The sequence below is a fragment of the Devosia ginsengisoli genome (assembly GCF_024707105.1).
In the GTDB taxonomy this organism is placed as follows: domain Bacteria; phylum Pseudomonadota; class Alphaproteobacteria; order Rhizobiales; family Devosiaceae; genus Devosia; species Devosia ginsengisoli_A.
Map to the genome: position 1 here is coordinate 201,113 of NZ_JANQAJ010000006.1, position 22,981 is coordinate 224,093.

Consider the following 22,981-nt stretch of genomic DNA (forward strand, 5'->3'; position numbering starts at 1 on the left):
ACGTCCTTCCACAGGATTGGACGGTTTTGGAATGATCCGTTCGGCGGTCAAGCAGCGGCTTGACCCGGCCATGACAGTGGTGATCCATGCTCCCATGAGCCAATCCATCGCCACCGTCTCACTGCTCGTCGCCGATTATGACGATGCCATCACATTCTATTGTGACACGCTGGGCTTCGGCCTGGTCGAGGATACCGACATGGGCGGCGGAAAACGCTGGGTCGTCGTCGCTCCACCCGGCCGCGCCGGGGCGCAATTGCTGCTGGCCAAGGCCGATGGCGAAGCCCAGCGTGTCGCCGTCGGCAACCAGGGCGGCGGGCGGGTGATGTTTTTCCTGCAAACCAGCAATTTCCTCAAGGACCATGCCGCCATGCTCGCGCGCGGCGTAACCTTCCTCGAAGAACCGCGCCACGAGGCCTATGGCTCGGTCGCCGTCTTCACCGACCTCTATGGAAACAAATGGGACCTCATCCAGCCCACGGCCTGATGCCGGCATTGCTCCTGCTGGCCATGCCTGCCGCGGCGCAGGAAGCCGGCTGGCACTATTCGCCCCTGCCCGGCGAGGGCGACCGGGCGGCGCTGGGCTGTGCGCTCAATTCGACGCCCGACACCTATGCCTGCATCGCCGTGCGCTGCGAGGACGATTTCACCATTGGCGTCCATATCCATACCAGCCGCCAGCAACGCGATGCGGGCGACTGGGCCATCACGGTGGACAAGGAAACCCGCTCCTTCACCGCCGAAGCCGCCACGCCCTACGGCGCGCGGCTGGTCGGCGATTTTTCCTGGGTGCTGCATAATCTGAGCCATGGCGCCGTGGCCTATCTGGCGCCCGAAGACGGCTCGGACATGCCGGCCAATCACATCCCGCTCGATGGCTCGCTCTATGCCATCAATGCCGCCCTCGCCTTCTGCGCCCCACGCATTCCGGTCGAACCGATCCCGGATGCAGGCGTTTAGTTCCCGAACCAATATGGAGAAGCCTCATGGACCGCCGCCCGCTGGGACGCAGTGAAATTGTCATCGAACCGCTGGTACTGGGCGGCAATGTCTTCGGCTGGACGGTGGACGAAAAGACCGGCTTCGCCATTCTCGACGCCTTCGTCGACGAGGGCTTTTCGGCCATCGACACGGCCGAGGGCTATCCCAACTGGGTGCCGGGCAATCCGCCCGGCATGAGCGAGACCATTATCGGCAAGTGGCTGAAAGCCCGCGGCAACCGCGACGCCGTCCACATCTTCACCAAGGTCAATTCCGGCAAGAAGCCGGGCGGCCTCAAGCCCGACGCCATCGCCGCCAGCTTCGATGCCTCGCTCAAGCGTCTCCAGACCGACTATGTCGATGTCTATTTCAGCCATTGGCCCGATGCCGAGGCCAGCCACGAAGAAACGCTGGGCGCCTATGACCCGATGGTTCGATCCGGCAAGGTGCGGACCATCGGCGCCTCCAACTATACGGCCGAGATGGTCAAGGCGGCCCACGAGGTCTCGGTCATCAAGTCGCTGCCGCGCTATGAAGTGCTGCAGCCCCGCTTCAACCTCTATGACCGCGCCGAATTCAACGCCCTGCGCGATACCCTGATCGAGCAGGAGATGGGCGCGGTGGTCTATTACAGCCTCGCCTCGGGATTCCTCACCGGCAAGTACCGCTCCAAGGCCGACTTCACCAAATCGCCGCGCGGCGGCGGCATGGAGCGCTATATGGACAAGAAGGGTGAAGCGATCCTTGATGCCCTGGACAAGGTCGCCAAGGCCAATGACGCGACACCGGCCGAAGTGTCGCTGGCCTGGCTCGTCGCCCAGCCCGGCGTCACGGCCCCGATCGCCTCGGCAACCTCGGTGGAGCAGGTGAAGAGCCTCGCCAAGGGCGTGCGGCTGAAGCTGAGCGAGGACGATTTGCAGATGCTGACGGAGGCGGGGCAATAGGGGCCACACTCGCCGACCCACCCTCCCCTTGTGGGGAGGGAAGCGAGATAGGACTTAGCGTCAGCTAAGTCCGTTGAATCGAGCAGGGTGGGGGTATGCCTCCGCAAACTCGGCGTGTGAGGCCACCCCCACCCTTGACCCCTCCCCTCAAGGGGGAGGGAGACGACTGCCTGCTCCGGGGTAATCCCCTACCACTCAAACTCCGGCCCGTTCACCCGTGCACCCATCAGGAACACATCGCTCATCAGCCGCAACGGCGCAGCGTCGACATCGCTTTCATGCCGCTCCAGGAGCCCGGCGAAATGGTCATACATGGCGGCATATTCACCGTCGCCATGCTGGAGCACCAGTTCGTCATTGATGGTGAGCGAGCGCCCGCCACCTTCGAGCTTGATGATATCGCCCGCGCCGGTCTCGACGCGGATGGTCCAGATCTCCCCGCTCTCCTCCAGCCAGTTGAACCCGGCCGAGAGCTTGGGTTGGTGCAACTGCCCCGACTTGAAGGCGATCTCGACATCGACAGGCGTCTGCCGATTGGCCGGGAAAGTGAGCTTCGCGCTTTCCACGAAAACCGGGAAGGGCATGATCTTGGTGAAGATGGAGAGCGCATTGATGCCCGGATCGCAGACGCCGAAGCCGCCGGGTTCCCACACCCAGTTCTGGCCGGGATGCCATTTGCGCACGCTTTCGCGCCAGTCGATGCGCACCGAACGCACGCCGTCCTCGGCAAGAATGGCTTTGGCCCGGTCCACAGCCGGATTCCACTGGCTGTGCCAGGTCTGGTACAGCACGCGATCGAGCCGCCGCGCATGGGCGATCAGGTCGTCCAGCTCGGAAATGGTCGTGGTGGGCGGCTTTTCCATCATCACGTCCTTGCCGGCGTCGAGCGCCTCGCGGACATATTGATGGCGGATGCCGGGCGGGGTGCAGATCGACACCAGCGACAGTTCCGGCATGGCGGCATAGAGCTCGGCCGGCGTCCTGAACACCGGCAGGCCATTATGGCTCAGCCCACGTGTCGAAACGGTCGCCGCCAGTTCGAAATCATCCGATGCGTCGATGACCGGCAGATGCTGGTCCTGCGCGATCTTGCCCACGCCGATAACGGCAATCCTGCGTCTGGCCATCGGCCGGCTCCTTCCCGAAAAGTCGGCGTATAGAACAGAGACAGCCCCTCCCTGCCAAGGGGCAATTGTATGATTATTTTGGCGGCTGCCAGAGTTCGATCTGGTTGCCTTCCGGATCATGCAGGCGACAGAACCGGCCGGTCTCCGGCGTGTCCCACTCATCCGGCCGGGTTTCGGTGGCAATACCAGCCGCGTTAAGCTGGTTCATCATCCCGTCGAGGTCATCGACGCGGAAATTGATCATCCATTGCTTGTCGGCGGGAAAATAGTCGGTCGTCTGCTTGAAGGGCGCGAAGACCGTCAGGCCCTGCTCCTGCTGCCACAGCTCGGCAATGCCGAAATGCTGCTCATACCAGGCCGCCAGCGCCTTGGTGTCGCGCGAGCGGAAAAAGAAGCCGCCAATGCCCAATGCCTTCGCCATTCTTCAGCCTCCTATCGGATCAGAATTGCCCTGAAATCATTGACATTGGTGCCGGTCGGCCCGGTCACCAGCAAGTCGCCGATGGCGTTGAAGGCGCCCCAGGCGTCGTTGCCGGCCAAAGCCGCCAGCGGATCGATGCCCGCCTTACGCAAGCGGGTGGCCGTGGTGCCATCGGCAAAGGCGCCGGCATTGTCCTCGGAGCCATCGATACCATCGGTATCGGCGGCCAGAGCCGAAATGTCCTCCACCCCGTCAATGGCGATGGCCAAAGCCAGCAGGAATTCGGCATTGCGCCCGCCCCGCCCGCCCTTGCCGCGCAGGGTAACGGTGGTTTCCCCGCCCGACAGCAGCACGACGGGCTTGCTGAACGGCCGGTTGCGCTGGGCGATTTCGCGCGCCATGGCCGCATGCACCTGCGCCACGTCGCGCGATTCCCCCTCGATGGAGTCGGAAAGGATCGCCGCCTCGATCCCCCGCTCCCGCGCCAGGTCCGCCGCCGCGTCCAGCGACAGCGCCGCCGAGGCGATGGTGCTGACGCTGTTGCGCGCAAAGACCGTATCATCCGGTTTCGGCGCCGGATTGTCCTCGCCGGCCAGCAGCGCCCGGGCCGGAGCCGGGAGGTCCAGTTGGTAGAGTTCGGCATATTGGCGCGCCAGTTCGCGCGACCCCGCCAGGGGAATGGTCGGGCCTGAAGCCACCAGCGCCGGATCGTCCCCCGGCACGTCGGAGACGACAAGGGTCGCCACGCGCGCTGGCGCGCAATGGGCGGCCAACCGCCCGCCCTTGATGGTGGAAAACTGATTGCGGATGAGGTTCATCACGCCGATCGGCGCGCCCGAGGCCAGCAGCGCCCGGTTGATGGCCTGTTCATCATCCAGCGTCAGGCCCGGCGCCGGAGCCGGCAGCAGGGCCGAGCCGCCGCCCGAAATCAGCGCCACGACCAGATCGTCGGAACCGAGGCCGGAGACCGTTTCGAGCAGCCGCCGCGCCGCGAGGAACCCCGCTTCATCTGGCACGGGGTGGGCCGCCTCGACGATTTCGATCTTTTGGCAGGCCTCGGCGTAACCATAGCGCGTCACCACCAGCCCGCTCAGCGGCCCGTCCCACGCTTCTTCGAAGGCCCGCGCCATCTGGGCCGAAGCCTTGCCGGCGCCAATGACAATGGTGCGTCCCTTGGGCCTTTCCGGCAGGTGCCGGCTCACGGCCAGCGCCGGTTGCGCCTGTGCCACGGCCTGGCGAAACATCTCTTCGAGCAGGGCGTGGTCCATCGTCTCTCTCGGCTTGCGATTCGGTGCGGGCAAGGGTAGCCAGCAATGGGTAGCGTGGACAATTGTCAAACGACCGACACAGAGTCCCACTAGCGGCAGGGCAAGGAGTTCCGATGACAGAACGATTCGCGATCTATTTTGCCCCTGCCGCCACCAGCAATCTGTGGGAGCGGGCCGCCACCTGGCTGGGCCGCGATGCCGCCGATGGCGATCTGTTCAGCGGTCCGGTGGCGGGCATAGACCGCGACCGGCTGCTCAACCTCACGCAATCGGCCAATCGCTACGGCTTCCACGCCACGATCAAGGCGCCGATGGCGCTGGTTGATGGCGCAACCGAAGCCGACCTGCGCGCCGCGCTTGCCGCATTCGCGCCCAAACACCAGCCAATCGATCTCGGCCCCCTGCAACTGGCTTCGCTGCAGGGTTTCCTCGCCCTCATGCTGGAGGGCCAGAACGAGGCGCTGCAGGATTTCGCCGCCCATGTGGTGGAGGATTTCGACCCCTTCCGCGCCCCGATGAGCATCAAGGATCGTGCCGCCCGCGCCGGCAAGGGCCTCAGCGAGCGGCAGATCGAACTGCTCGACGCCTATGGCTATCCCTATGTGTTCGAGGAATTCCGCTTCCACATGACTCTGACCGACCGGCTGGCCGAAGCGGACGCGCATGATATCGCGGCGGCGGCGAATACCTGGTTCGGCCCGATCCTGGACGAGCCCGTGCTGCTCGACCGGCTGGCGCTGTTCCACGAACAGGAGGCCGGCAAGCCCTTCCGCCGCGTCGGCGATTTCAAGCTCGGGGATGCCTCGTGACCGCCGAGACCCGCTTCCGCAATGCCCGCATCGTGCTGGCCGACAGTATTGTCGAGGGCAGCATCGCCATCAGCGACGGCGTCATCGCTGCCGTGGATGCCGGCCCGGCGCAATCGGGCGAGGATATGGATGGCGATTACCTGATCCCCGGCCTGGTCGAACTCCATACCGACCATCTCGAAAGCCATTACCGCCCTCGGCCCGGCGTGTTCTGGGATGCCATGGCCTCGCTCCATGCCCATGACGTGCAGATCATCGGTTCGGGCATCACCACGGTGTTCGACGCGGTGCGCATCGGCTCGGACCCCGACCTGCCCGATATGGGCGAGCATGTCGAAAAGCTCACCGGCGCCATCGAGACCGGCCGAAAGGATGGCTGGCTGCGATCAGAGCATTTCGTGCATCTGCGCTGCGAACTCCCCGCGCATGACGTCATCGCCCAGTTCGAAGCCCATGCCGGCCATGAACATACCCGCCTCGCCTCGGTGATGGATCACACGCCGGGCCAGCGCCAGTTCCGCTCGCTCGACGACTACAAGCGCTTCTACAAGGACAAGATCGGCCGCAGCCAGGTCGAGCTCGACGCGTATCTCGCCGCCAGACAGGCCGAGCATGACCGCCATTCGGCGCCCAATCGCGCCCATATTGTGCGGCGTGCCCGCGAGTTGGGTCTGCCGCTGGCCAGCCATGACGACACGACACTGCTGCATGTCGAGGAGGGTGTGGCCGACGGCGTGGCGATTTCGGAATTCCCCACCACGCTGGAAGCCGCTTCCGCCGCCCATGATGCGGGGCTGGCCATCCTGATGGGCGCGCCCAATGTGGTGCGCGGCAAATCCCATTCCGGCAATATCTCGGCCACCGACCTGGTGCGGGCCGGACTGCTCGATATCCTCTCCTCCGACTATGTGCCCTTCGCTTTGCTACAGGCCGCCTTCGTGCTGCCGCAGCGCGTCGATGGGCTGGCACTGCCCGAGGCCCTGGCCACGGTCACGCGCAATCCGGCTCGATCAGCCGGGCTCGATGATCGCGGCGAGATCGCCGTCGGCAAGCGGGCCGATTTGGTGCGCGTGCGGGTGGTGGGTGGCCTGCCGGTCATCCGCAGCGTCTGGCGGCAGGGCGAAAGGGTGAACTGACCCGATGGCGCGACCGCTCGGCTCCCTTGTCCTGGTCGTCGGGCCCTCCGGGGTGGGCAAGGACACGTTGATAGCGGGCGCCCGCCATGCTTTGGGCAATGACCAGCGCTTCGTCTTCGTGCGCCGCATCGTCACTCGCGCCACCGATGCCGAAGTCGAGGACCATGACAGCATGGACCCCGAAACCTTCCGGCAGCTTGACGAGGCCGGGCGCTTCGCCCTGTCCTGGGATGCGCATAACCTGCGCTATGCGCTGCCGCTCAGCCTCGATACCGACCTGGCCTTGGGCAAGACGGTCGTCGCCAATGTCTCGCGCCACATCGTGGCCGAGGCGCTGGACAAATATCCGAGCTGCGCGGTGGTGCTGATCACCGCCGAGATTTCCTGCCGAGCCGAGCGGCTCATCAGGCGCGGGCGGGAAAGCGGCGACCAGATCACCGCAAGGCTGGCCCGCGAAAGCGCGCCGGTGCCATCAGGCGTCACCCCTGTCATCATCGACAATTCGGGCTCGCTGGCTATCGGCGTCACCGCCTTCGTCATGGCGCTGCGCAGCATTGCCGCGCAGGAATGAACTCTTGCGCGTCTGGCGCGTTGCTCCGGCACGTTGAGCGTCAGGAGTTCCCCATGAATCGCAATGGTCTTTATGCCGTGATCGCCATCCTGCTGATCGCGATCGTCGGCTTTGGCATCTACACCTACCAGCAGCAGACCCGCCCCGGCATCGAAGTGCGGGTGGACGAGCAGGGGATTTCCATCGATGGCAATGGATGATGAGGGCGGCGCGCGGCGCCAGGCCATCGCCACGGCCATAACGGCCGAACTGGAACGGCAGGCGCATGATGGCGCTGTCCGCATCGATGTCGATGCCCTGGCCGAGGCGATCGACATGGCGCTCGACCCGCCGGCGCCGGCCGGCGAAGGCCGGCACCCGGACGAGTTGAACGCCACCAATGATGATTGAGAGCCCCGCTTAGGGGGTATCCGAAATCAGGCCGCGTCGGCGCCGCCCTTGCGGACGGCCTGCGATACGGCGAAATGCGCCTTTTCGACGGTTTCGAACTGCTGGCCGTCGATGGCGAAAGCCGGCAGCTTGACCGCGAGGAAACGGTAGCCGCCTTCGGCATGCGGCACCACGACGCCGAGCGGTTCGCCGGCGACTTCTATGACAATTGGCTTATGGGCCTGAGCCCGGTCGAGACTGCGTTCCTGCATTTGTGGATGCTCCACTTGCACATTGCACGGGGCCAGAATTCACAGCGCGAAAACGAATCGCACATGCTGGCCGGCAACGCTGGGGGGTCTATCGGAAAACTGAGACGAAGGCGTGACAGCAGGTCACATTCGTTTGCAGCGACAGGTCCCTTGCCACCGTTTGGCGGCGTGCAGGCCGGTGCGTACGAGCGGACAACCGGCATGGATGGTGAAGGTAACAGATGGAGACATCTTCATTCCTTTCCTGCGGGTTGAACGACACGCGAAGCATCGGCAAGTGCCGATGCGTGACGGCAAGATAGGAGCGTTTGGCGCCGATTGCTAGACGCGCGGCGACCAGACAATGCAGTTTTTTGGAAAAAGACTGCTCGACTTTGGACGCATGTCAAAATGACGTACGTTCATCAGGACATAGCCCTGCTGGCAGCGCTTGAACTGGGATAAACAATCTGTTGTTGTCCGCCTTCAGCAAAGCGCCACTGCGGAAAATCGCAGCCTCGGGGGTATACGACGTGTCCGAAGACGACCTGCCAACTGCGGCCAAGGGCAAGCGCGGCGTCAAGCCATCCGGCAAGCCGACGCTCAAGACCATTGCGCAGATGACGGGCTTTGCCGTCACCACGATTTCCCGCGCGCTCAACAATGCGCCCGAACTGGCGCAGGAAACGCGCGACCGGGTGCAGAAGATCGCCGCCGAGATCGGCTACCTGCCCGACCGTGCGGCTTTGCGCCTCAAAACCGGCCGCACCAATGTCATCGCTTTGGTGCTGGAGCCGGACGAACAGATCTACGGCTTCGGCTCCTCCATTGTCACCGGCCTCACCGAGGCAGTGCGCGACACGGCCTATCACGTCGTCATCACGCCCCTGTTCCGCAATGTGCAGCCGATCGAGCCGATCCGCCATATCGTGCGCAATCGCATGGCCGATGGCGTAATCTTCTCCAAGGCCGAGAGCTTCGACGAGCGCATCCGCTTCCTCATCGACAGCGAATTCCCCTTTGTCAGCCACGGCCGCACCAACTGGCCCGAGCAGCACCCTTCCGTCGACTTCAACAATGAATCCTATGCCTATGGCGCGGTGAAGCGCCTGGTGCAGAAGGGCTGCCGGAAGGTCTCGATCGTGCTGCCCGACAGCGCACTGACCTATACCGACCACCTCAAGACCGGCATGGCCCGCGCCGCCGCCGAAGCCGGCATCGAGCACGAATTCGCCGCCGACGTGAACCTGGGCAGCCCCACCGACGCCATCCGCAATTATGTGATGAAGCGCACCAAGCGCCCCGACGGGCCTGACGGCTGGGTCTGCGCCTCCGAGGTCTCGGCCCTGGCGGTCATCGGCGGCCTCAACGAGGCCGGCCGCGTCGTCGGCCAGACCGCCCATGTCGTGGCCAAGCAATCCTCGCAGATGTTCGCCCAGTTCCAGCCGGGCGCCGAAACGGTCTTCGAGGATTTTGTCGATGCCGGCCGCCGCCTGGGCTCCGTCCTGCTCCGCCGCATCGCCGGCGAAGGCCCCGATGGGCTGCAGCAGTTGACCGAGCCGAAATTCGAGTGGAAGGACTGAGGGGGAAGTACCCCCTCCTAGCCTCCCCCTGAAAAAGGGGGAGGAATCCGCCGGTGGATGTGGCCGGATCATGCCTCAAGCTCGATCTGTTCCTCCCCCTGACAGGGGGAGGCTAGGAGGGGGTATCCGCCAGGACTCGTCGCCCATCAGGGCGATTCCGCTAACCTTCCAGCTCTTCCCGCAGCAGTTCCAGTTCCAGCCACTGCTCTTCCGCCGCTGCCCGCTTGGCCTCGGCCTCCATCAGCGCCTTGGATTTCGCCGCAAAACCTGCCGGGTCGCGCGTATAGAAATTCGCGTCGGCCAGCGCCGCATTGATCGCCTTGATCTCGTCCTCAAGCGCATTGATCGTCTTGGGCAGGGTTTCGAGCGCGTGCTTTTCCTTGAAGCTCATCTTGCGCTTCGGCGCGGCCGAGACCGCCGCGCTAGTCTGCACCAGGCTGGTCTTGCCCGGCCGATGCGTCTTGGGCGCCGGCTCGCGAGCGGTGACACCCTCGCCGCGCTGGATCACCATGTCGGAATAGCCGCCGGCATATTCCGTCCACACACCATCGCCCTCGGCGATGATCACAGAGGTCGCCACCCGGTCGAGGAAATCGCGATCGTGGCTCACCACGATGACGGTGCCGGCATAGTCGGAAACCATCTCCTCCAGCAGGTCGAGCGTTTCCAGATCGAGATCGTTGGTCGGCTCGTCCAGCACCAGGAAATTGGACGGCAGCGACAGCGCCCGCGCCAGAGCCACACGTGCCCGCTCACCACCACTGAGCTTGCCGATGGGCGTATTGGCCTGCTCGGGGCCAAACAGGAAGTCTTTCATATAGCCCACGACATGCTTGGGCTGACCGTTGATCTGCAGCGTATCCGAACCACCGCCGGTCAGCGCTTCCTTGAGGCGCGTGTCGGGATGGAGCTTGGCGCGGCCCTGGTCGAGCATGGCCAGTTCCAGCGCCGAGCCGAGACGGATGGAGCCGCTATCGGGCTCCAGCAGGCCGGTCAGCATCTTGATGAGCGTGGTCTTGCCGGCACCATTGGGACCGACAATGCCGATGCGGTCGCCGCGCAGGACGCGGGTCGAGAAATCGTCGACGATGACCCGCTCGCCATAGCGCTTGGAAATATGTTCGGCTTCCACCACCAGCGCACCGGAGGTGCGGCCCTCGGAAACCTGCATGTTGACCGAGCCGGTCACCCGGCGCTGCTCGCGCCGGTCCTGCCGCAAGCCGGCCAGCCGTTCGAGCCGTCCCACATTGCGCTTGCGCCGCGCGGTGACGCCATAGCGCAGCCAGTGTTCCTCGCGCACGATCTGCCGGTCGAGCTTGTGGCGGTCGCGCTCTTCTTCTTCCAGCACCTGGTCGCGCCAGGCCTCGAAGGCCGAAAAGCCCTTGTCGAGCCGCCGCGTCACGCCGCGGTCGAGCCACACCGTGGCCTTGGTAAGATCGGAGAGGAAGCGACGGTCGTGGCTGATCAGCACCATGGCCGAACGCAGGCTGTCGAGTTCGGCCTGCAGCCATTCGATGGCCGGCAGGTCGAGATGGTTGGTCGGCTCGTCCAGCAGCAGGATATCGGGCTTGGGCGCCAGCACCCGCGCCAGGGCAGCGCGGCGGCCTTCGCCACCAGACAGGTTTTTCGGGTCTTCCGCCCCGGTCAGGCCCAGTGAGGTCAGCAGATATTGTGCACGATAGTCATCGTCGCCCGGCCCCAGCCCGGCCTCGACATAGGCCAGGGTCGTCGCATAGGCGCTCAGGTCCGGCTCCTGCGGCAGGTAGCGCAGGGTGGCACTGGGCTCGACAAAGCGCACGCCGCCGTCATGGGTCACATCGCCCGAAGCGATCTTGAGCAGGGTCGACTTGCCCGAGCCATTGCGCCCCACCAGCGCAATGCGCTGGCCCGGCGACACGATGAGTTCGGCGCTTTCGAGCAGCGTCGTGCCACCGAAGGTCAAATGGATATTCTGGAGCGATAAAAGGGGTGCAGCGGCCATGGCGCGGATAGAGCACAAGGCCCGCATAAAGGAAAGGCCGGTCAGGACGTTGAGGATCCTGACCGGCCCGGGGAGACGGTAGCAGCAAGCCCCGTCGTCTCGGCAGCGTCACGGTTGGCGTAGTCCCCTCGGACCAACCACCGCCGCGCGATAGAGGGAGAAAAGCATATGTTATTATGAGTGTCAAACTCATAATTTAGGAAAAGAGACCCCTCCCCCGCAAAACAAAACACCCCCGGGGCAAGCCCGAGGGTGACAATCCGGTTGGAAAGCGACCAGTGCTAGTGCGCTGGCTCCATCACCGCATCCAGCGTGCTCAACCCCAGCCGGTCGCGGATCGAGCGCTTCTTGCTGGCGAGGTCGGCAATCGTGTAGCTGGCCAGGACCTCGAAGAAGGCCCCCAGCGCTTCGCGCAAGGCGCCGTTGAGGTCGCATTCCCCGATCAGCGGGCAATCGGCGCCATCCTCGAAACATTCCGCCAAGGCGAAATTCTCTTCGGTCAGGCGGATCGTGTCGAGCAGGGTGATGTCCTCGGCCTTCTTGCCCAGCTTGATGCCGCCATGGCGGCCGCGCACCGTGGCCAAGAGGCCATTTTCCACCAGCGGCTTGATCAGCTTGAACAGGAAGAGCTCGGAAATATTATAGGCCTTGGCAATGTCGGCCACACGGCTCAGCCCCGGTTCGTTGACGGCGCAATAGACCAGGGTGCGGATCGCATAGTTGGATTGACGCGTCAGTCTCACTTCGGACCTCTCTCGGGGTGATCGGGCGTCGCGGAGCGAACCGGCCAGCCATGATTCGACTTGTTTGCCTTCATAGAATGGCTCGTAGCTTATAACCATTCTAAAATATGTCAACTTAACTTGATCACTATGTTCATGTTTGTCGCATGCCGCCCGCCTCTGGACAGGGGGTTAACTTCCTCCTATGAACTTAAGAAGGGGGACGGCACATTGAACAAGACAATTACGCGAGCCATGCTCAGCGAAGCGGCGGCACGACTGACCGGTCTCAACAAGGCCGATACGGCGGCCGTGGGAGAGGCCATGTTTGCGCTGGTGGGACAGGCGCTGATGGCGGGGGAGACCGTCAAGCTGACCGGGTTCGGTTCGCTCCAGGTGCGCTCTCGCGCCGAGCGGCTGGGCCGCAATCCGCGCACCGGCACCGAACATCGCATTTCGCCGCGGCAGACCGTGGTGTTCACGCCCAGCGCGCAATTGCGCGAGGCGATGAACCCCGTCGCGCCGGTGTCAGCCGGCAAGATCCGCCAGCGTGCGTGAGAAATAGCGGCGGTAGAGCGTCAGCTCGGCCGCGCCGATCGCGGGTGCAAGCGCGCCCAGATGCCCGGGCAGCACCTGCGGGGGCGTGTAAGGCGTGATCGGCAGCAGCCGCAATTCGGCTTCGAGCCGCTGCACCAGCTCGCTCACAATGGCCGGCGGCAGGATGGAATCGAGCATCACCAGCCTGGTTTCGATAACCGTGGTGGTGTTGAAAATGACCCTGGCCAGGGCCTTGGCGCTATCGGCCAGCCATTGCTCGAGCAGCGGCCCGAAATCCGGCCAGGGCCAATTGGCCGGATCGCTGCTGTCGACGGTGAAGCCGGCCGCCACGAGCCGGTTTTCCAGCGCCGTCACCGAGGCGATGAAATGGGCCACCTGCGGCCGGCCATCCGGGCCGGTGACCAGCATGGAACCCAGATTGGCCGAATTGTCGCTCGGCCCCTCCCACAGCGTCCCGTCGCCGACAATGCCGGCGGCGATGTAGCGCCCGATCAGGAAATAGATGAAATCGGCCGGCCGCGGCTTGGGGAAGGCGATCAGTTCACCCCAGCAGGCGGCATTGCCGTCGTTGAACAGGCTCACGGTGATCCCGGTGCGGTCTGTCAATTCAGCGGCGATATCGAGTTGTTCCCACAATGGTCGCTGGCTTTCGGGGGCGTCGACCAGCGCCAGGTTGCCGGCAATATTGGTGGGCAAAGCCACCCCGATCGCGGTCAACCGTGCCTGCAACCCATCCGGCAGGCTGGTCAGTACCTCGTCCATCATCGCCACGATCGTATCGATAATGGTGGTTGCGTCGGGAAAGACATGGTCGCGGTGGCGATGCGCCAGCACCTGCGCCTGCAGGTTGAGCAGCAGCACATCGACATGGCGCCAGCCGATCTCGACACCGATGGAAAAAGCCCCTTCGGGATGCAGGGAAATCGGCGTGGCCGGCTGGCCGCGCCGCCCGCGCAAAACTTCGCCGCGGGCGATCAGCCCCATGCTGTCGAGGTCGGTCAGAATGGCCGAGACGGTCTGCGGCGCCAGACCCGACAGGCGCGCGATATCGGCATTGGACACGCCGGGATTGAAGCCGATCACCGTCAGCACGGCACGTTCATTGGCCCGGCGCAGCCCGTGGTGCTGCAATCCACGTCCACCCGCGTCGAAGGCGTCGCGCACCGGCTCGGAGGTCATGTCGGCACATCCCAAAACATCAGCCATCGCTCGGCCGCCCGTGCAGCAGTGCGGGTCGGCCGGTGGCGTCTATAAAAATGAAGGTGGTGCGGGCGCCGCAAACGCCCGCAAGCCGTGATTCGAAAAGTAAGTTTGGCAATCATGCCAAACCGGGTCCGCCGCGCCAAGTCCCGCCAGTCTGGCATGGCCTCAAGCGCCAGGTGCTGTCTATTGGGAAATCTACCGGGAAGGCGGCATATCCGGGGCAAAAGCCCCGCAGGCGCTCATACTAACGTCTATGCCGCGCGATCTTGCGGGCCGGTCAGCGCAGGGCGCGGCCAGCCTCGTCGAACAGATGCACCCCCTCGGCCGGCAGGCCGATATGAATGGTCTGATGCAATTGCAGGTCTGGCGCGCCATCGAGCTTGACCGTAACGAGGTCGCCGCTCGGCAGTTCGACATAGGCCAGGGCATATTCGCCGAACTGCTCGATGACAGACAGCGTGCCGCTGAAATGGGCTGCTTCGGGGCTGGCCAGTTGCAGATGCTCGGGACGCACGCCGAGGGTTCGCGCATTTTCACGTTGCGCGTGGCTCAACGTTAACAGTCTGTTACCCGGAAGCAGCAATCCGTCACCGCTCGGCGTCACCGTGAGAAAGTTCATGCGCTGGCTGGCAATGAAGCCGGCAACGAAGGTGTTGACGGGGTTTCGATAGAGTTCGAGTGGGCTGCCCACCTGCTCGATGATCCCGGCATTAAGCACCACGATCCGGTCCGCCAGGGTCATGGCCTCGACCTGGTCATGGGTCACGTAAATCATTGTGGCGTCTAGCGTATCGTGCAGCTTGGCGATCTCGATTCGCGTCTGTGCCCGCAGCGAGGCATCGAGGTTGGAGAGCGGCTCGTCGAACAGGAAAACCTTGGGATTACGCACGATGGCCCGGCCGATGGCGACGCGCTGCCGCTGCCCGCCCGAGAGCGCCTTGGGCATGCGTTCGAGATAATCCTCGATTTGCAAAATCCGCGCCGCCTCCCGCACCCGCTGCTCCACTTCCGCCTTGGGCGTCTTGGCGAGCTTGAGGCCGAAGGCCATGTTTTCGTAAACGCTCATATGCGGATAGAGCGCGTAGGACTGGAACACCATGGCAATGCCCCGCTGCGGCGAGGGAATGTCATTCACCACCTTGCCGCCGATGGAAATATCGCCGCCGCTAATGGGCTCCAGCCCGGCAATCATCCGCAGCAGAGTGGACTTGCCGCAGCCCGAGGGGCCGACGAACACCACGAATTCGCCGGACTTGATGTCGAGGTCAACGCCATGGACGACCTCGACCGAACCATAGGATTTGCGGACGCCGCGCAGCGACACATCGGACATGGAAGCCTCCTCAGGTTTCGATCAACAGCGTGGCGATCTCGAAGGGCCGCAGCGACAGGGTCACGCCATTATCCTTGATTTCCAATGGCTTGCTGTCGCCCTCCTCCATCAGGTTGACCATTCGCACGGCCTTGACCGGAATGCCGAAGGTGATGGTGGCCTCGGCACGGATATTGGCATGCTCGAAGATGCGCAGCACCACGGCGTCGGATTTTTCAGCCTTCTTGACCGTTTCCAGCGTCACATTGGATTGGTCGACACTGGCAAAGCTGAAGCGCGGCAATTCGGTCGCCGGAGCGCTGGCATGCTTGCGCGAACCGATCACCGCCACCGGATTGTTGAAGCGCTCGGCAGCACGATGCACATCGGCCAGGTCCGCCACCCCGTCATGCACGAAAAGCGCATAGCGCAGGCGGTGTTCGCCGAGGTCCGCATCGGGGCTGGGGAAGGTCGAGCCCCGCACCAGCGTCAGGCGCACCGATTGCTCAAGGCAATCATAGGCATATTTGCAATCGTTGAGCAGGGCGACGCCGAAATCGGATTCGCTCAGATCCACCCAGCGATGCATCGATGCCTCGAAGCGCGCCTTGTCCCAGGAGGTATTGCGATGGGTCGGGCGCCGGACGTGACCGAACTGGATTTCCGAGCGGATTTCCGACGTATTGAGGTCGAACGGGAACTGGGCCTTGAGCACTGTCTGGCGTTCCCGCCAGTCGATGAAGGTGTCGAATTCGACCTGCCGCGCCCCTGACGCCAGCGAGATGACCTGCACGATCTTCGACGCCTGATAGCGCCGCTCGACGCGGAGGGCGGCGCGATGCGGGCCGGTTTCCACCACGGAAATCAATGAATTGCCGTCGGCCAGCGGCCAGAACTGCTCCTCGAAATAGCGGTCGATGTCCCAGGCGTCCCACTCCATCGGCTTGTCTTCATAGGCGATGAGGCGATTGGCCTTTTCGCCCGCAGCCAGGGTTTCGCGGTTGCGCGTCTTGTCGAAGACCGAGGTGATTTCCCCTGCCTTGTCGAAAGTGACCTTGAGCAGTTCGTTTTCGAGATGCGTTGCCGAGACCGACAGGCTGGACGAGCTGTTGCTGGCCCCGCCGGAAATAACTTGTCCCCCTGTCCAGCCGAGCGGGCTAATATCGGAAACAGGCGCGGCGAAGGAGGAAGAGCCATCGGCCGCAAAAATCTTCTGCAGGGGATAAGTCCCATCCGGAACCGATAGTGACGCGCCGTCGAGTTCGGCTTCAGTGCCTATAGTGACCAGACCGGAGCGGGTCTGGCCGGTGAAATTGAACAGACGGAGTTGGTCACTGCCCGGCTTGGCGAAAGCCTGCGCGGCAGCGTGCCACGGGCCGTTCTGCGAGCCCAGGGTCGAGAAGATCTGGCCGTATTCATTATCGCTGTCGACATAGACCTCGGGAATGGACGTGCCCGGCAGGATGTCGTGGAACTGGTTGATCAACACCAGCTCCCAGAATTCGGCCAGCGTATCGGAGGGATAGGCCGCACCAGCTTCTATCAGCGCCATGGCGCCGAGGAATTCCAGCTCGCGCAGCAGGCGCTCGGCCTTGCGGTTATTGGCCTTGTTCTTGGCCACCGAGGTCAGCGTGCCACGGTGATATTGCAGGTAAAGCTCGCCGTTCCAGGTGGGGAACCTGTTGCCAGGCGCATCCATTGCCTTGCCGAGGCGGTCGAGGAAGGGAACGATGCCTTCGAGCTTGACGCGCGGCGCGCCGGGAATGCCGCGTTCCATGCGGATGCCACGCTCGATCATGCCGCGCGTCGGACCGCCGCCGCCGTCGCCATAGCCATAGGACATGACGACTTCGTTGTGCACCGCTTTGGGCTCGTAGCGTTTCCAGGCGCCCATGGTCTCGGAGACCGACAGGTCACCATTATAGGTGGTGAAAATCTGCTCGCTCTCGAGGCGCTGGGCGGTGATGAGTTGGGCCTTGGTGACGGTGCCGTCGATGCCGCGCCAGTGGAAGCTGTCATAGGGGAAACGATCGGTGTCGTTCCAGCTCAGCTTGGACGTGACGAAATATTTGAGGCCGGATTTGTCCATTACCTGTGGCAGGTTGGCCGAATAGCCGAAGGTGTCGGGCAGCCAGACGGTCTTGGGATCGACGCCGAAATGCTCGAGATGGAAGCGGCGGCCACGCATGATCTGGCGCACCAGCGACTCGCCCGAGATGATGTTAACATCGGGCTCCACCCACATGGCACCCTCGATCTCGAACTGGCCGGATTTGACCCGCTCCACCAGCCGCGCCCACAGCTCGGGATAATCCTTCTTGAGGAAATCGAAGAGCACCGACTGGTTATACATGAAGACGAATTCGGGATATTCCTCCATCAAATTCAATACCGTAGCGAAAGACCGCCCGGTCTTGTCGCGCGTATGCATGACGCGCCACAGCCAGCCCACATCGAGATGGGTCGAACCAACGGCGGTGATCTGCGGCTGGGTCTCGGTATCGACCAGAGCATAGATTTCGGCGGCGATCTTTTCGGCCGCGCCGAGCGAAGCCTCGAATTCGGGCGTGTAGCCAGCGCGGCGGTCGAGCGCGCGCAGAGCCCGGTCGATGATGTTGAGAATGGCCTGGCGGCGTGGGTCATTCTGGTAGAGCCGGATCGCGACATCCAGGGGCGTCTGCAGGTCCCAATAGAGCTTTTCGGCCCGTTCGCTGCGCGTATAAAAATCCACCGTGAAACCGACCAGCGGGCGGTCGAAGAAGGTGAAGGCATTGACCAGTAAAGTGTGCTTGCTGCCCGGCTTGGCATTGCGCTCGATGACCAGCTCGGTGTGGTTGCCGTCGAGCGCCTGGGCGATCTTGCCGTCGAGATAGGCGAGGCATTGCGGATCGGTGGAGCCCGGCCGGTCCTGCCACTGGCTGGTGAATTTGAGCACGAAGGTCTTGCCGCGCGCGGCTTCGGGCACCACGACCTCGGCCGCGAACCAGGTGTGGCCCTGATGCTTGGCCCAGACGGAATGGGGGCCGAATTGCTCCCACTTGCGCCAGTCGGACTTGAGGGCTTCCTCCGACGTTACGTCGGCGCGCTGCACATGCCACTGCCAGGCGACATCGCCGACCGGAGTGAGGATCTTGTTTTCCAGATCCTTGCAGAGCCGGATGAGCTTCCCTTCCATCTTGAGGTCATCGTCCAGCAGGCCCAGCTTGGACGAAAGGGGATTGGAATAGGTCATCCTTTGACTCCGACACCGGCGAAACCTGTGTTCATGTTGCGCCGTAACAAGAAATACACGCCGACCGCCGGCGCAGCGTAGATAATGGAAAAGGCCGTCAGGAAGCCGTAATTGATGGCCCCCTGCTGGCCGAAAGCCGCGTAGAGCCCCACCGACATGGGGAAGGCATCCTGCACACGGGCAAAGATCAGCGGCAGCAGGAATTCGTTCCAGGCGCCGGTGAAGCTGTAGAACCAGACCACGGCAATGCCGGCCCGCGACATGGGCAGCACGATCTTGGTGACGATCTGGAGCAGGCTGGCGCCCTCGACATAGGCCGCCTCTTCAAGCTCGATCGGCACCGTGTCGAAGAAGTTCTTCAGCAGCAGCAGCGTAAAGGGCAGGTTGAGCACGGTCAGCGCGATGATGACGCCGAGCTGGTTGAGCAGGCCCGAGCGCTGCGCCGCGAAATAGAGCGGCACCAATACGCCCGCCGAAGGCAGCATGCGCAATAGCACCAGCGTCCACAGAAACGCATTGCGGCCGGGAATGCGCAGCCGCGATAGCGGATAGGCCGCCGAAATGCCGACGATGACACTGAGCGTCGCCGTGCCGGCGGCGATCAGCATGGAATTGATGAACTGCCGCCCGGCATTGCCGCTGACCGCCAGCGCGAAATTGTCGAGCCCCACGGCGCGCGGAATTTCGAGTTGTCCGGTGGAGAGCGGGTTGAAGGCATTGAGGATGAGCCAGGAAAACGGGCTGATCCAGATGACGGCCATGAAGGCCAGGGCAATGGCGGCGGTGCGCGACGGGCCGGTCGAATCCATTATTTCGGCTCCCGCAGCATGCGCAGATAGACCAGCGACAATAGACCGACAATGATCAGCATGGCGACGGAGATCGCACTACCGAAGCCGAGATTGCCGCGCGAAAAACTCTGATTGTAGAGGAACACCGCCAGCACCTGCGTCTGCCCGCCGGGTCCGCCGCCGGTCATGGCGAAGATCAGCGGGAAATAGGTGAAGGTCCAGATGGTGATGAACAGCATATTGGTGGCGATATGCGGCCTTATGATCGGCAATTGCACCAGCCAGATACGCTGGAACGGCGTTGCCCCATCGACCTTGGCGGCTTCGACCACCTCGCGTGAAACGGAATCCAGGGCGGCGGAGAACAGCAGGTAGGACCAGGCCGTGCCCTTCCAGATATTGGCGATGGTGACGATGGGCAGGGCATATTCGTTGATGAAATTGATCGGCGGAAAGCCCAGCGGCACGATGATGAGCTGGTTGATCAGGCCCGTCTGGCTGGTGGTAGCCGACCACAGGAAGGCCGCCACGATATCGGGCAGCAGCCAGCCCAGCATGATGCAGACTTCGACCACGCTGCGGATGGTCGATTGCGTGCCGCGCAGCAAAGCCGCGAGCAGGAAGCCCAGCACCGACTGGCCGACAATGGCCGAGAAGAAGACGAAGATGACTGTGGTCCAGAGGGATTCGAGGAACCCTCGGCGCGTGAACAGACGCTCGAAATTCTGCAGGCCCACCCAGCTCCATTCCACCGACTTGCGCCCAACCAGGGCCAGATCGGTAAAGCTGAAGGCAAAGGCCCAGGCGGTGAAATAGAGCAGCGCACCGATCAGGATGGCGGCGGGCAGCAGGCCCAGGCCAAGGACGAACAGATTGCTGGTGAGCCAGGGATTGGCCTGATTTTTCATGGGCTGCTCTCGCTCACGCGGGCCATTCGAACACGATACATCCCGTCACGGCGGCACCCGGAGGACATTTGGGCACCGCCGCGTCGGGAGGCGCCATTCGAGCATAGCTCTCATGGCCTTCTCGCCTCAGATCGCTCCACCGGAGCGATCTGCCCTGCGGGACGGCTCGAAGTTATTCATAGGTTATGACGTTCTCTTCGCCGAATTCATCGACCAAGGCATCGTGGTAGCTCTGGGCGACTTCATCGACGCTGGCACCATCGAGCAGATCGGACGTGGCCTGCTGGACCAGGGCCGAAACCGTCTGGTAGCCGGGAATGGTGTCGCGGCCAGTCGTTTCTGCCGCGAGCTTGGTGGCTTCGGCCAGGAACGGATCAGCGGTATATTCGGCGCTTTCGGAAATATCGGTCCGCACGCCCATGCGATGATTGGCCAGGGTCCACTCCTTGAAGTTATCCTCATCGAAGATAGTGGTGATCAGCTTGAAGGCCATCTCCTTGTCGGCGGCATTGGCATTGATGCCCAGGGTCCAGCCGCCGGAAATGTTGGTGGCGGCCATGGTGCCCGGCTCGCCGGAGCCGGGGAAAGGCGTCCAGGCCACCTGCGCATCGCGGTCTTCACGGCTGGGCGGGTTGTTGCAGTCCCACAGGCACGCATCTTCCCACGAACCGGAGGCCAGAATGCCCAGCTTGTCGTCGGCGAGGGCCTGGCGCACGGCGGCGCCAATATCGGTGGCGTAGTTGAGGTCGGCCGGGTTCAGTTCCTGCTCCACATAGACCTGGTGATAGAGATCGAAGACGCGACGGAGCGCCGGGCTGTCGCCGATCCACTGATTGGTATCGCGCTTGAGCAGACGGTTACGGTCGCCCTCGGGCACGTCGGCGCCGAGTAGGGCCATGTAGAAGCCCTGCATAGTGGTGGCTTCGCCCTGCTTGATGCCGGCAGGAAGCTGGAACGGATACTGGACGCCGGCTTCCTTGAGCTTGGTCGCAGCGTCGAGAATGTCGGCCCAGTTCTTGGGCTGCCACGGCGTGGCAATGCCGGCCTTCTCGAAATTGGACAGGTCATACCAGAGCATGCGCACGTCGGTATCGGTGGGCAGGGCATAGACCTCGCCCTGATAGGACGCCACTTCCAGCAGGCCGGGCAGGTAATACTGATATTGATCCCAGGGCGCAGCCAGCGTGCCGAGCGGCTCGAGATAACCCGCGGCAGCCAGCTCGCTGACCATGAAGCTGTCGACCAGGTTGACGTCGGCAGCGGTGCCGGCAGCCAGGTCGAGCGCGATGCGCTGGTCATAGCCCTGGCCGGGCAGCTTGATGGCGTTGACGGTTTCACCGGTTTCGGCCTCGAAATCGGCGATGCCCCCTTCGATCAGGGCACCAAAGGCTTCGATATACATGATCGACACTTCGGCCTTCGCGGGGATCGCGGCGGCGGCCATCAGCGACACTGCGGCCACCGTGGTCAGAAAACCTTTCTTGAGCATCAACTCCTCCTCTGCTGCTCGCGCTGCCCCTGGTCGGGCAGCCTTGCGCCGGAACCCTCATCCAGTCGCGGTCTGAGGTAACCACATGTTATGCAACGTTGCAATTGTGAATCGGATTGCGACAGTGTACCTGCCACTTATCCAATTTTTATGTGTATTATCAGATGGTTGTAATTTCGGAAATCGTTTCAGATCGATTAATGCGACTTGTGTATCGTTGCAAAATTTGGCCTGTTTGGTTTCTATGCCCAGCGGTGTAGAAACGGATGGGGGAAAGCGAAACGATGAGCAGCAAGACCACATCGAGCGGCAATGGGCGCGGCAGCGCAAACCCGCGCGTTACCCTGCGCACCATCGCGGAGGTGACGGGGCTGAGCCTCTCCACCGTGTCGCTGTCGCTACGCGGCGGCACCACGCTGAAGCAGGAAACACGCGACAAGGTGGCCGAGGCCGCCAAGAAGTTGGGCTATATTCCCGATCGGGCTGGCGTGCGCCTGCGCACCGGCAAGACCAATGTGATCGCGCTGGTGCTCGACGGCGCCGAGGACTCGATCGATTTCGCGCGCCAGATGATCCAGGGCATCGGCAATGCCATCAAGGGCACGCGCTATCACCTGACGGTCATTCCCGAATTCGAGCGCAATCTCAGCGCCGACACGATCCGCTACATCCTCGACAACCGCACGGCGGACGGCGTCGTCATCACCCATACCGGGCCGCGCGACAAGCGTGTGCAGATGATGATCGATGCGGATTTCCCCTTCGTCAGCCACGGCCGCACCGAATTCTACACGCCGCACCCCTATCACGACTTCCATTCCGAAGTGTTCGCCGCCATGGCGGTGGAGCGGTTGGCGAGCAAGGACTGCAAGCGGGTGATGCTTGTCATCGGCGACGACAGCACCACCAATTACCACAATATCGTCACCGCCTTTCACAAGGCCACGGCGCGGGCGGGGATCGAGGCGCGGATACTCGAGGGTACACAGGGCGCTTCGCCGGCCGAAATGCGCAAGATCGGGCTCGAACTGGCGGCCGAAGCCAACCGACCGGACGGCATTATCTGCGACAGCGAGATGCGGACCATCGCCCTGGTGGGCGGATTGCAGGAAGGCGGGCGCGTGCTCGGCCGCGACCTGCACCTGATCTACAAGCAGACATCAGGCATATTGCCCACGCTCTTCCCTGACCTGGACAGCATCCGTGAGGATGTCTTCGCCGCCGGCGGGGAGCTCACCCGCCTGCTGCTGCGCCGCATTGAAGGCGATGACGCGGAAAGCCTGCAGACCATGGCCGAGCCGCAGCCGCATTGGCGCAGCTAGGCC

The 22,981-nt window shown here is 63.3% G+C and carries 23 protein-coding genes; 11 read left to right on the forward strand and 12 right to left on the reverse strand.

Annotation, left to right across the window (positions count from 1 at the left end; all coding sequences use genetic code 11):
• The first annotated feature begins 94 nt into the window (after positions 1-94).
• Genes NVV79_RS04640 through NVV79_RS04650 form a run of 3 tightly spaced genes read left to right on the forward strand, consistent with a single transcriptional unit; the run spans position 95 to position 1,925 of the window.
• Positions 95-487, forward strand: coding sequence for a VOC family protein (locus NVV79_RS04640; protein WP_303988318.1), 393 nt, complete (start codon positions 95-97; stop codon positions 485-487).
• Complete coding sequence (locus NVV79_RS04645; protein ID WP_303986734.1) at positions 487-960, forward strand: hypothetical protein; 474 nt, start codon at positions 487-489, stop codon at positions 958-960. Before NVV79_RS04640 ends, NVV79_RS04645 begins: the two co-directional genes overlap by 1 nt.
• 26 nt (positions 961-986) lie before the next feature.
• Positions 987-1,925 (forward strand): aldo/keto reductase, encoded by a 939-nt coding sequence (locus tag NVV79_RS04650; RefSeq protein ID WP_303986736.1) that lies wholly within the window; start codon positions 987-989, stop codon positions 1,923-1,925.
• Positions 1,926-2,113: 188 nt separating this feature from the next.
• On the opposite strand, the gene NVV79_RS04655 is transcribed toward NVV79_RS04650, so the two are convergent.
• The 3 genes from NVV79_RS04655 to NVV79_RS04665 all read right to left on the reverse strand — a co-directional run bounded on the left by NVV79_RS04655 (position 2,114) and on the right by NVV79_RS04665 (position 4,717).
• Positions 2,114-3,052, reverse strand: coding sequence for a Gfo/Idh/MocA family protein (locus tag NVV79_RS04655; protein WP_303986738.1), 939 nt, complete (start codon positions 3,050-3,052; stop codon positions 2,114-2,116).
• A gap of 73 nt (positions 3,053-3,125) precedes the next feature.
• Positions 3,126-3,473 carry a VOC family protein gene (locus NVV79_RS04660; RefSeq protein ID WP_303986740.1) on the reverse strand — a complete coding sequence of 116 codons (348 nt, stop codon included), beginning with the start codon at positions 3,471-3,473 and terminating at the stop codon, positions 3,126-3,128.
• Between the two features lie 11 nt (positions 3,474-3,484).
• Entirely contained in the window at positions 3,485-4,717 is a 1,233-nt protein-coding gene (locus NVV79_RS04665; protein ID WP_303988320.1) for a glycerate kinase, read from the reverse strand.
• Between the two features lie 137 nt (positions 4,718-4,854).
• On the opposite strand from NVV79_RS04665, the gene NVV79_RS04670 reads away from it, so the two are divergent.
• Genes NVV79_RS04670 through NVV79_RS04690 form a run of 5 tightly spaced genes read left to right on the forward strand, consistent with a single transcriptional unit; the run spans position 4,855 to position 7,647 of the window.
• Positions 4,855-5,550 (forward strand): DUF1045 domain-containing protein, encoded by a 696-nt coding sequence (locus tag NVV79_RS04670; RefSeq protein WP_303986742.1) that lies wholly within the window; start codon positions 4,855-4,857, stop codon positions 5,548-5,550.
• Complete coding sequence (locus NVV79_RS04675; RefSeq protein ID WP_303986744.1) at positions 5,547-6,686, forward strand: alpha-D-ribose 1-methylphosphonate 5-triphosphate diphosphatase; 1,140 nt, start codon at positions 5,547-5,549, stop codon at positions 6,684-6,686. The genes NVV79_RS04670 and NVV79_RS04675 overlap by 4 nt, the downstream gene beginning before the upstream one ends.
• A 4-nt stretch (positions 6,687-6,690) precedes the next feature.
• Positions 6,691-7,257: a phosphonate metabolism protein/1,5-bisphosphokinase (PRPP-forming) PhnN gene (gene phnN / locus NVV79_RS04680; protein WP_303986746.1), complete on the forward strand. Its 567-nt coding sequence runs from the start codon at positions 6,691-6,693 to the stop codon at positions 7,255-7,257.
• A 53-nt stretch (positions 7,258-7,310) separates the two neighbouring features.
• A complete protein-coding gene (locus tag NVV79_RS04685) occupies positions 7,311-7,457 on the forward strand; it encodes a hypothetical protein (protein WP_303986748.1) in 147 nt (48 codons plus the stop codon).
• Complete coding sequence (locus NVV79_RS04690; RefSeq protein WP_303986750.1) at positions 7,444-7,647, forward strand: hypothetical protein; 204 nt, start codon at positions 7,444-7,446, stop codon at positions 7,645-7,647. Before NVV79_RS04685 ends, NVV79_RS04690 begins: the two co-directional genes overlap by 14 nt.
• A 26-nt stretch (positions 7,648-7,673) precedes the next feature.
• Here NVV79_RS04690 and NVV79_RS04695 read toward each other — a convergent pair whose 3' ends face one another.
• Positions 7,674-7,898 carry a hypothetical protein gene (locus tag NVV79_RS04695; RefSeq protein WP_303986752.1) on the reverse strand — a complete coding sequence of 75 codons (225 nt, stop codon included), beginning with the start codon at positions 7,896-7,898 and terminating at the stop codon, positions 7,674-7,676.
• A 512-nt stretch (positions 7,899-8,410) separates the two neighbouring features.
• Here NVV79_RS04695 and NVV79_RS04700 point away from each other — a divergent pair.
• Positions 8,411-9,460: a LacI family transcriptional regulator gene (locus tag NVV79_RS04700; protein ID WP_303986754.1), complete on the forward strand. Its 1,050-nt coding sequence runs from the start codon at positions 8,411-8,413 to the stop codon at positions 9,458-9,460.
• 160 nt (positions 9,461-9,620) lie between these two features.
• Here the strand turns inward: NVV79_RS04700 and NVV79_RS04705 are convergent, their stop codons facing one another.
• Both NVV79_RS04705 and rirA read right to left on the reverse strand, forming a co-directional pair.
• Positions 9,621-11,441, reverse strand: coding sequence for an ABC-F family ATP-binding cassette domain-containing protein (locus tag NVV79_RS04705; protein WP_303986756.1), 1,821 nt, complete (start codon positions 11,439-11,441; stop codon positions 9,621-9,623).
• 281 nt (positions 11,442-11,722) lie between these two features.
• Complete coding sequence (gene rirA / locus NVV79_RS04710; RefSeq protein WP_303986758.1) at positions 11,723-12,184, reverse strand: iron-responsive transcriptional regulator RirA; 462 nt, start codon at positions 12,182-12,184, stop codon at positions 11,723-11,725.
• A 210-nt stretch (positions 12,185-12,394) separates the two neighbouring features.
• Here rirA and NVV79_RS04715 point away from each other — a divergent pair, with 210 nt between their 5' ends.
• A complete protein-coding gene (locus NVV79_RS04715) occupies positions 12,395-12,721 on the forward strand; it encodes an HU family DNA-binding protein (RefSeq protein WP_303986760.1) in 327 nt (108 codons plus the stop codon).
• On the opposite strand, the gene NVV79_RS04720 is transcribed toward NVV79_RS04715, so the two are convergent.
• From NVV79_RS04720 to NVV79_RS04745, 6 genes are all read right to left on the reverse strand, one after another.
• Positions 12,692-13,900 carry an ROK family transcriptional regulator gene (locus NVV79_RS04720; protein WP_303986762.1) on the reverse strand — a complete coding sequence of 403 codons (1,209 nt, stop codon included), beginning with the start codon at positions 13,898-13,900 and terminating at the stop codon, positions 12,692-12,694. The genes NVV79_RS04715 and NVV79_RS04720 overlap by 30 nt on opposite strands.
• A gap of 301 nt (positions 13,901-14,201) precedes the next feature.
• Positions 14,202-15,257, reverse strand: coding sequence for an ABC transporter ATP-binding protein (locus tag NVV79_RS04725; RefSeq protein ID WP_303986764.1), 1,056 nt, complete (start codon positions 15,255-15,257; stop codon positions 14,202-14,204).
• Positions 15,258-15,267: 10 nt separating this feature from the next.
• Entirely contained in the window at positions 15,268-18,468 is a 3,201-nt protein-coding gene (locus NVV79_RS04730; protein WP_303986766.1) for a glycoside hydrolase family 38 C-terminal domain-containing protein, read from the reverse strand.
• Positions 18,465-19,277, reverse strand: a complete 813-nt coding sequence (locus NVV79_RS04735; protein ID WP_303986768.1) for a carbohydrate ABC transporter permease — start codon at positions 19,275-19,277, stop codon at positions 18,465-18,467. The genes NVV79_RS04730 and NVV79_RS04735 overlap by 4 nt, the downstream gene beginning before the upstream one ends.
• Positions 19,277-20,167, reverse strand: a complete 891-nt coding sequence (locus tag NVV79_RS04740; RefSeq protein ID WP_146291596.1) for a carbohydrate ABC transporter permease — start codon at positions 20,165-20,167, stop codon at positions 19,277-19,279. The genes NVV79_RS04735 and NVV79_RS04740 overlap by 1 nt, the downstream gene beginning before the upstream one ends.
• 172 nt (positions 20,168-20,339) lie before the next feature.
• Entirely contained in the window at positions 20,340-21,656 is a 1,317-nt protein-coding gene (locus NVV79_RS04745) for an extracellular solute-binding protein (RefSeq protein ID WP_303986770.1), read from the reverse strand.
• Positions 21,657-21,940: 284 nt separating this feature from the next.
• Here NVV79_RS04745 and NVV79_RS04750 point away from each other — a divergent pair, with 284 nt between their 5' ends.
• Positions 21,941-22,978, forward strand: coding sequence for a LacI family transcriptional regulator (locus NVV79_RS04750; RefSeq protein WP_303986771.1), 1,038 nt, complete (start codon positions 21,941-21,943; stop codon positions 22,976-22,978).
• The last annotated feature ends 3 nt before the right edge of the window (positions 22,979-22,981 follow it).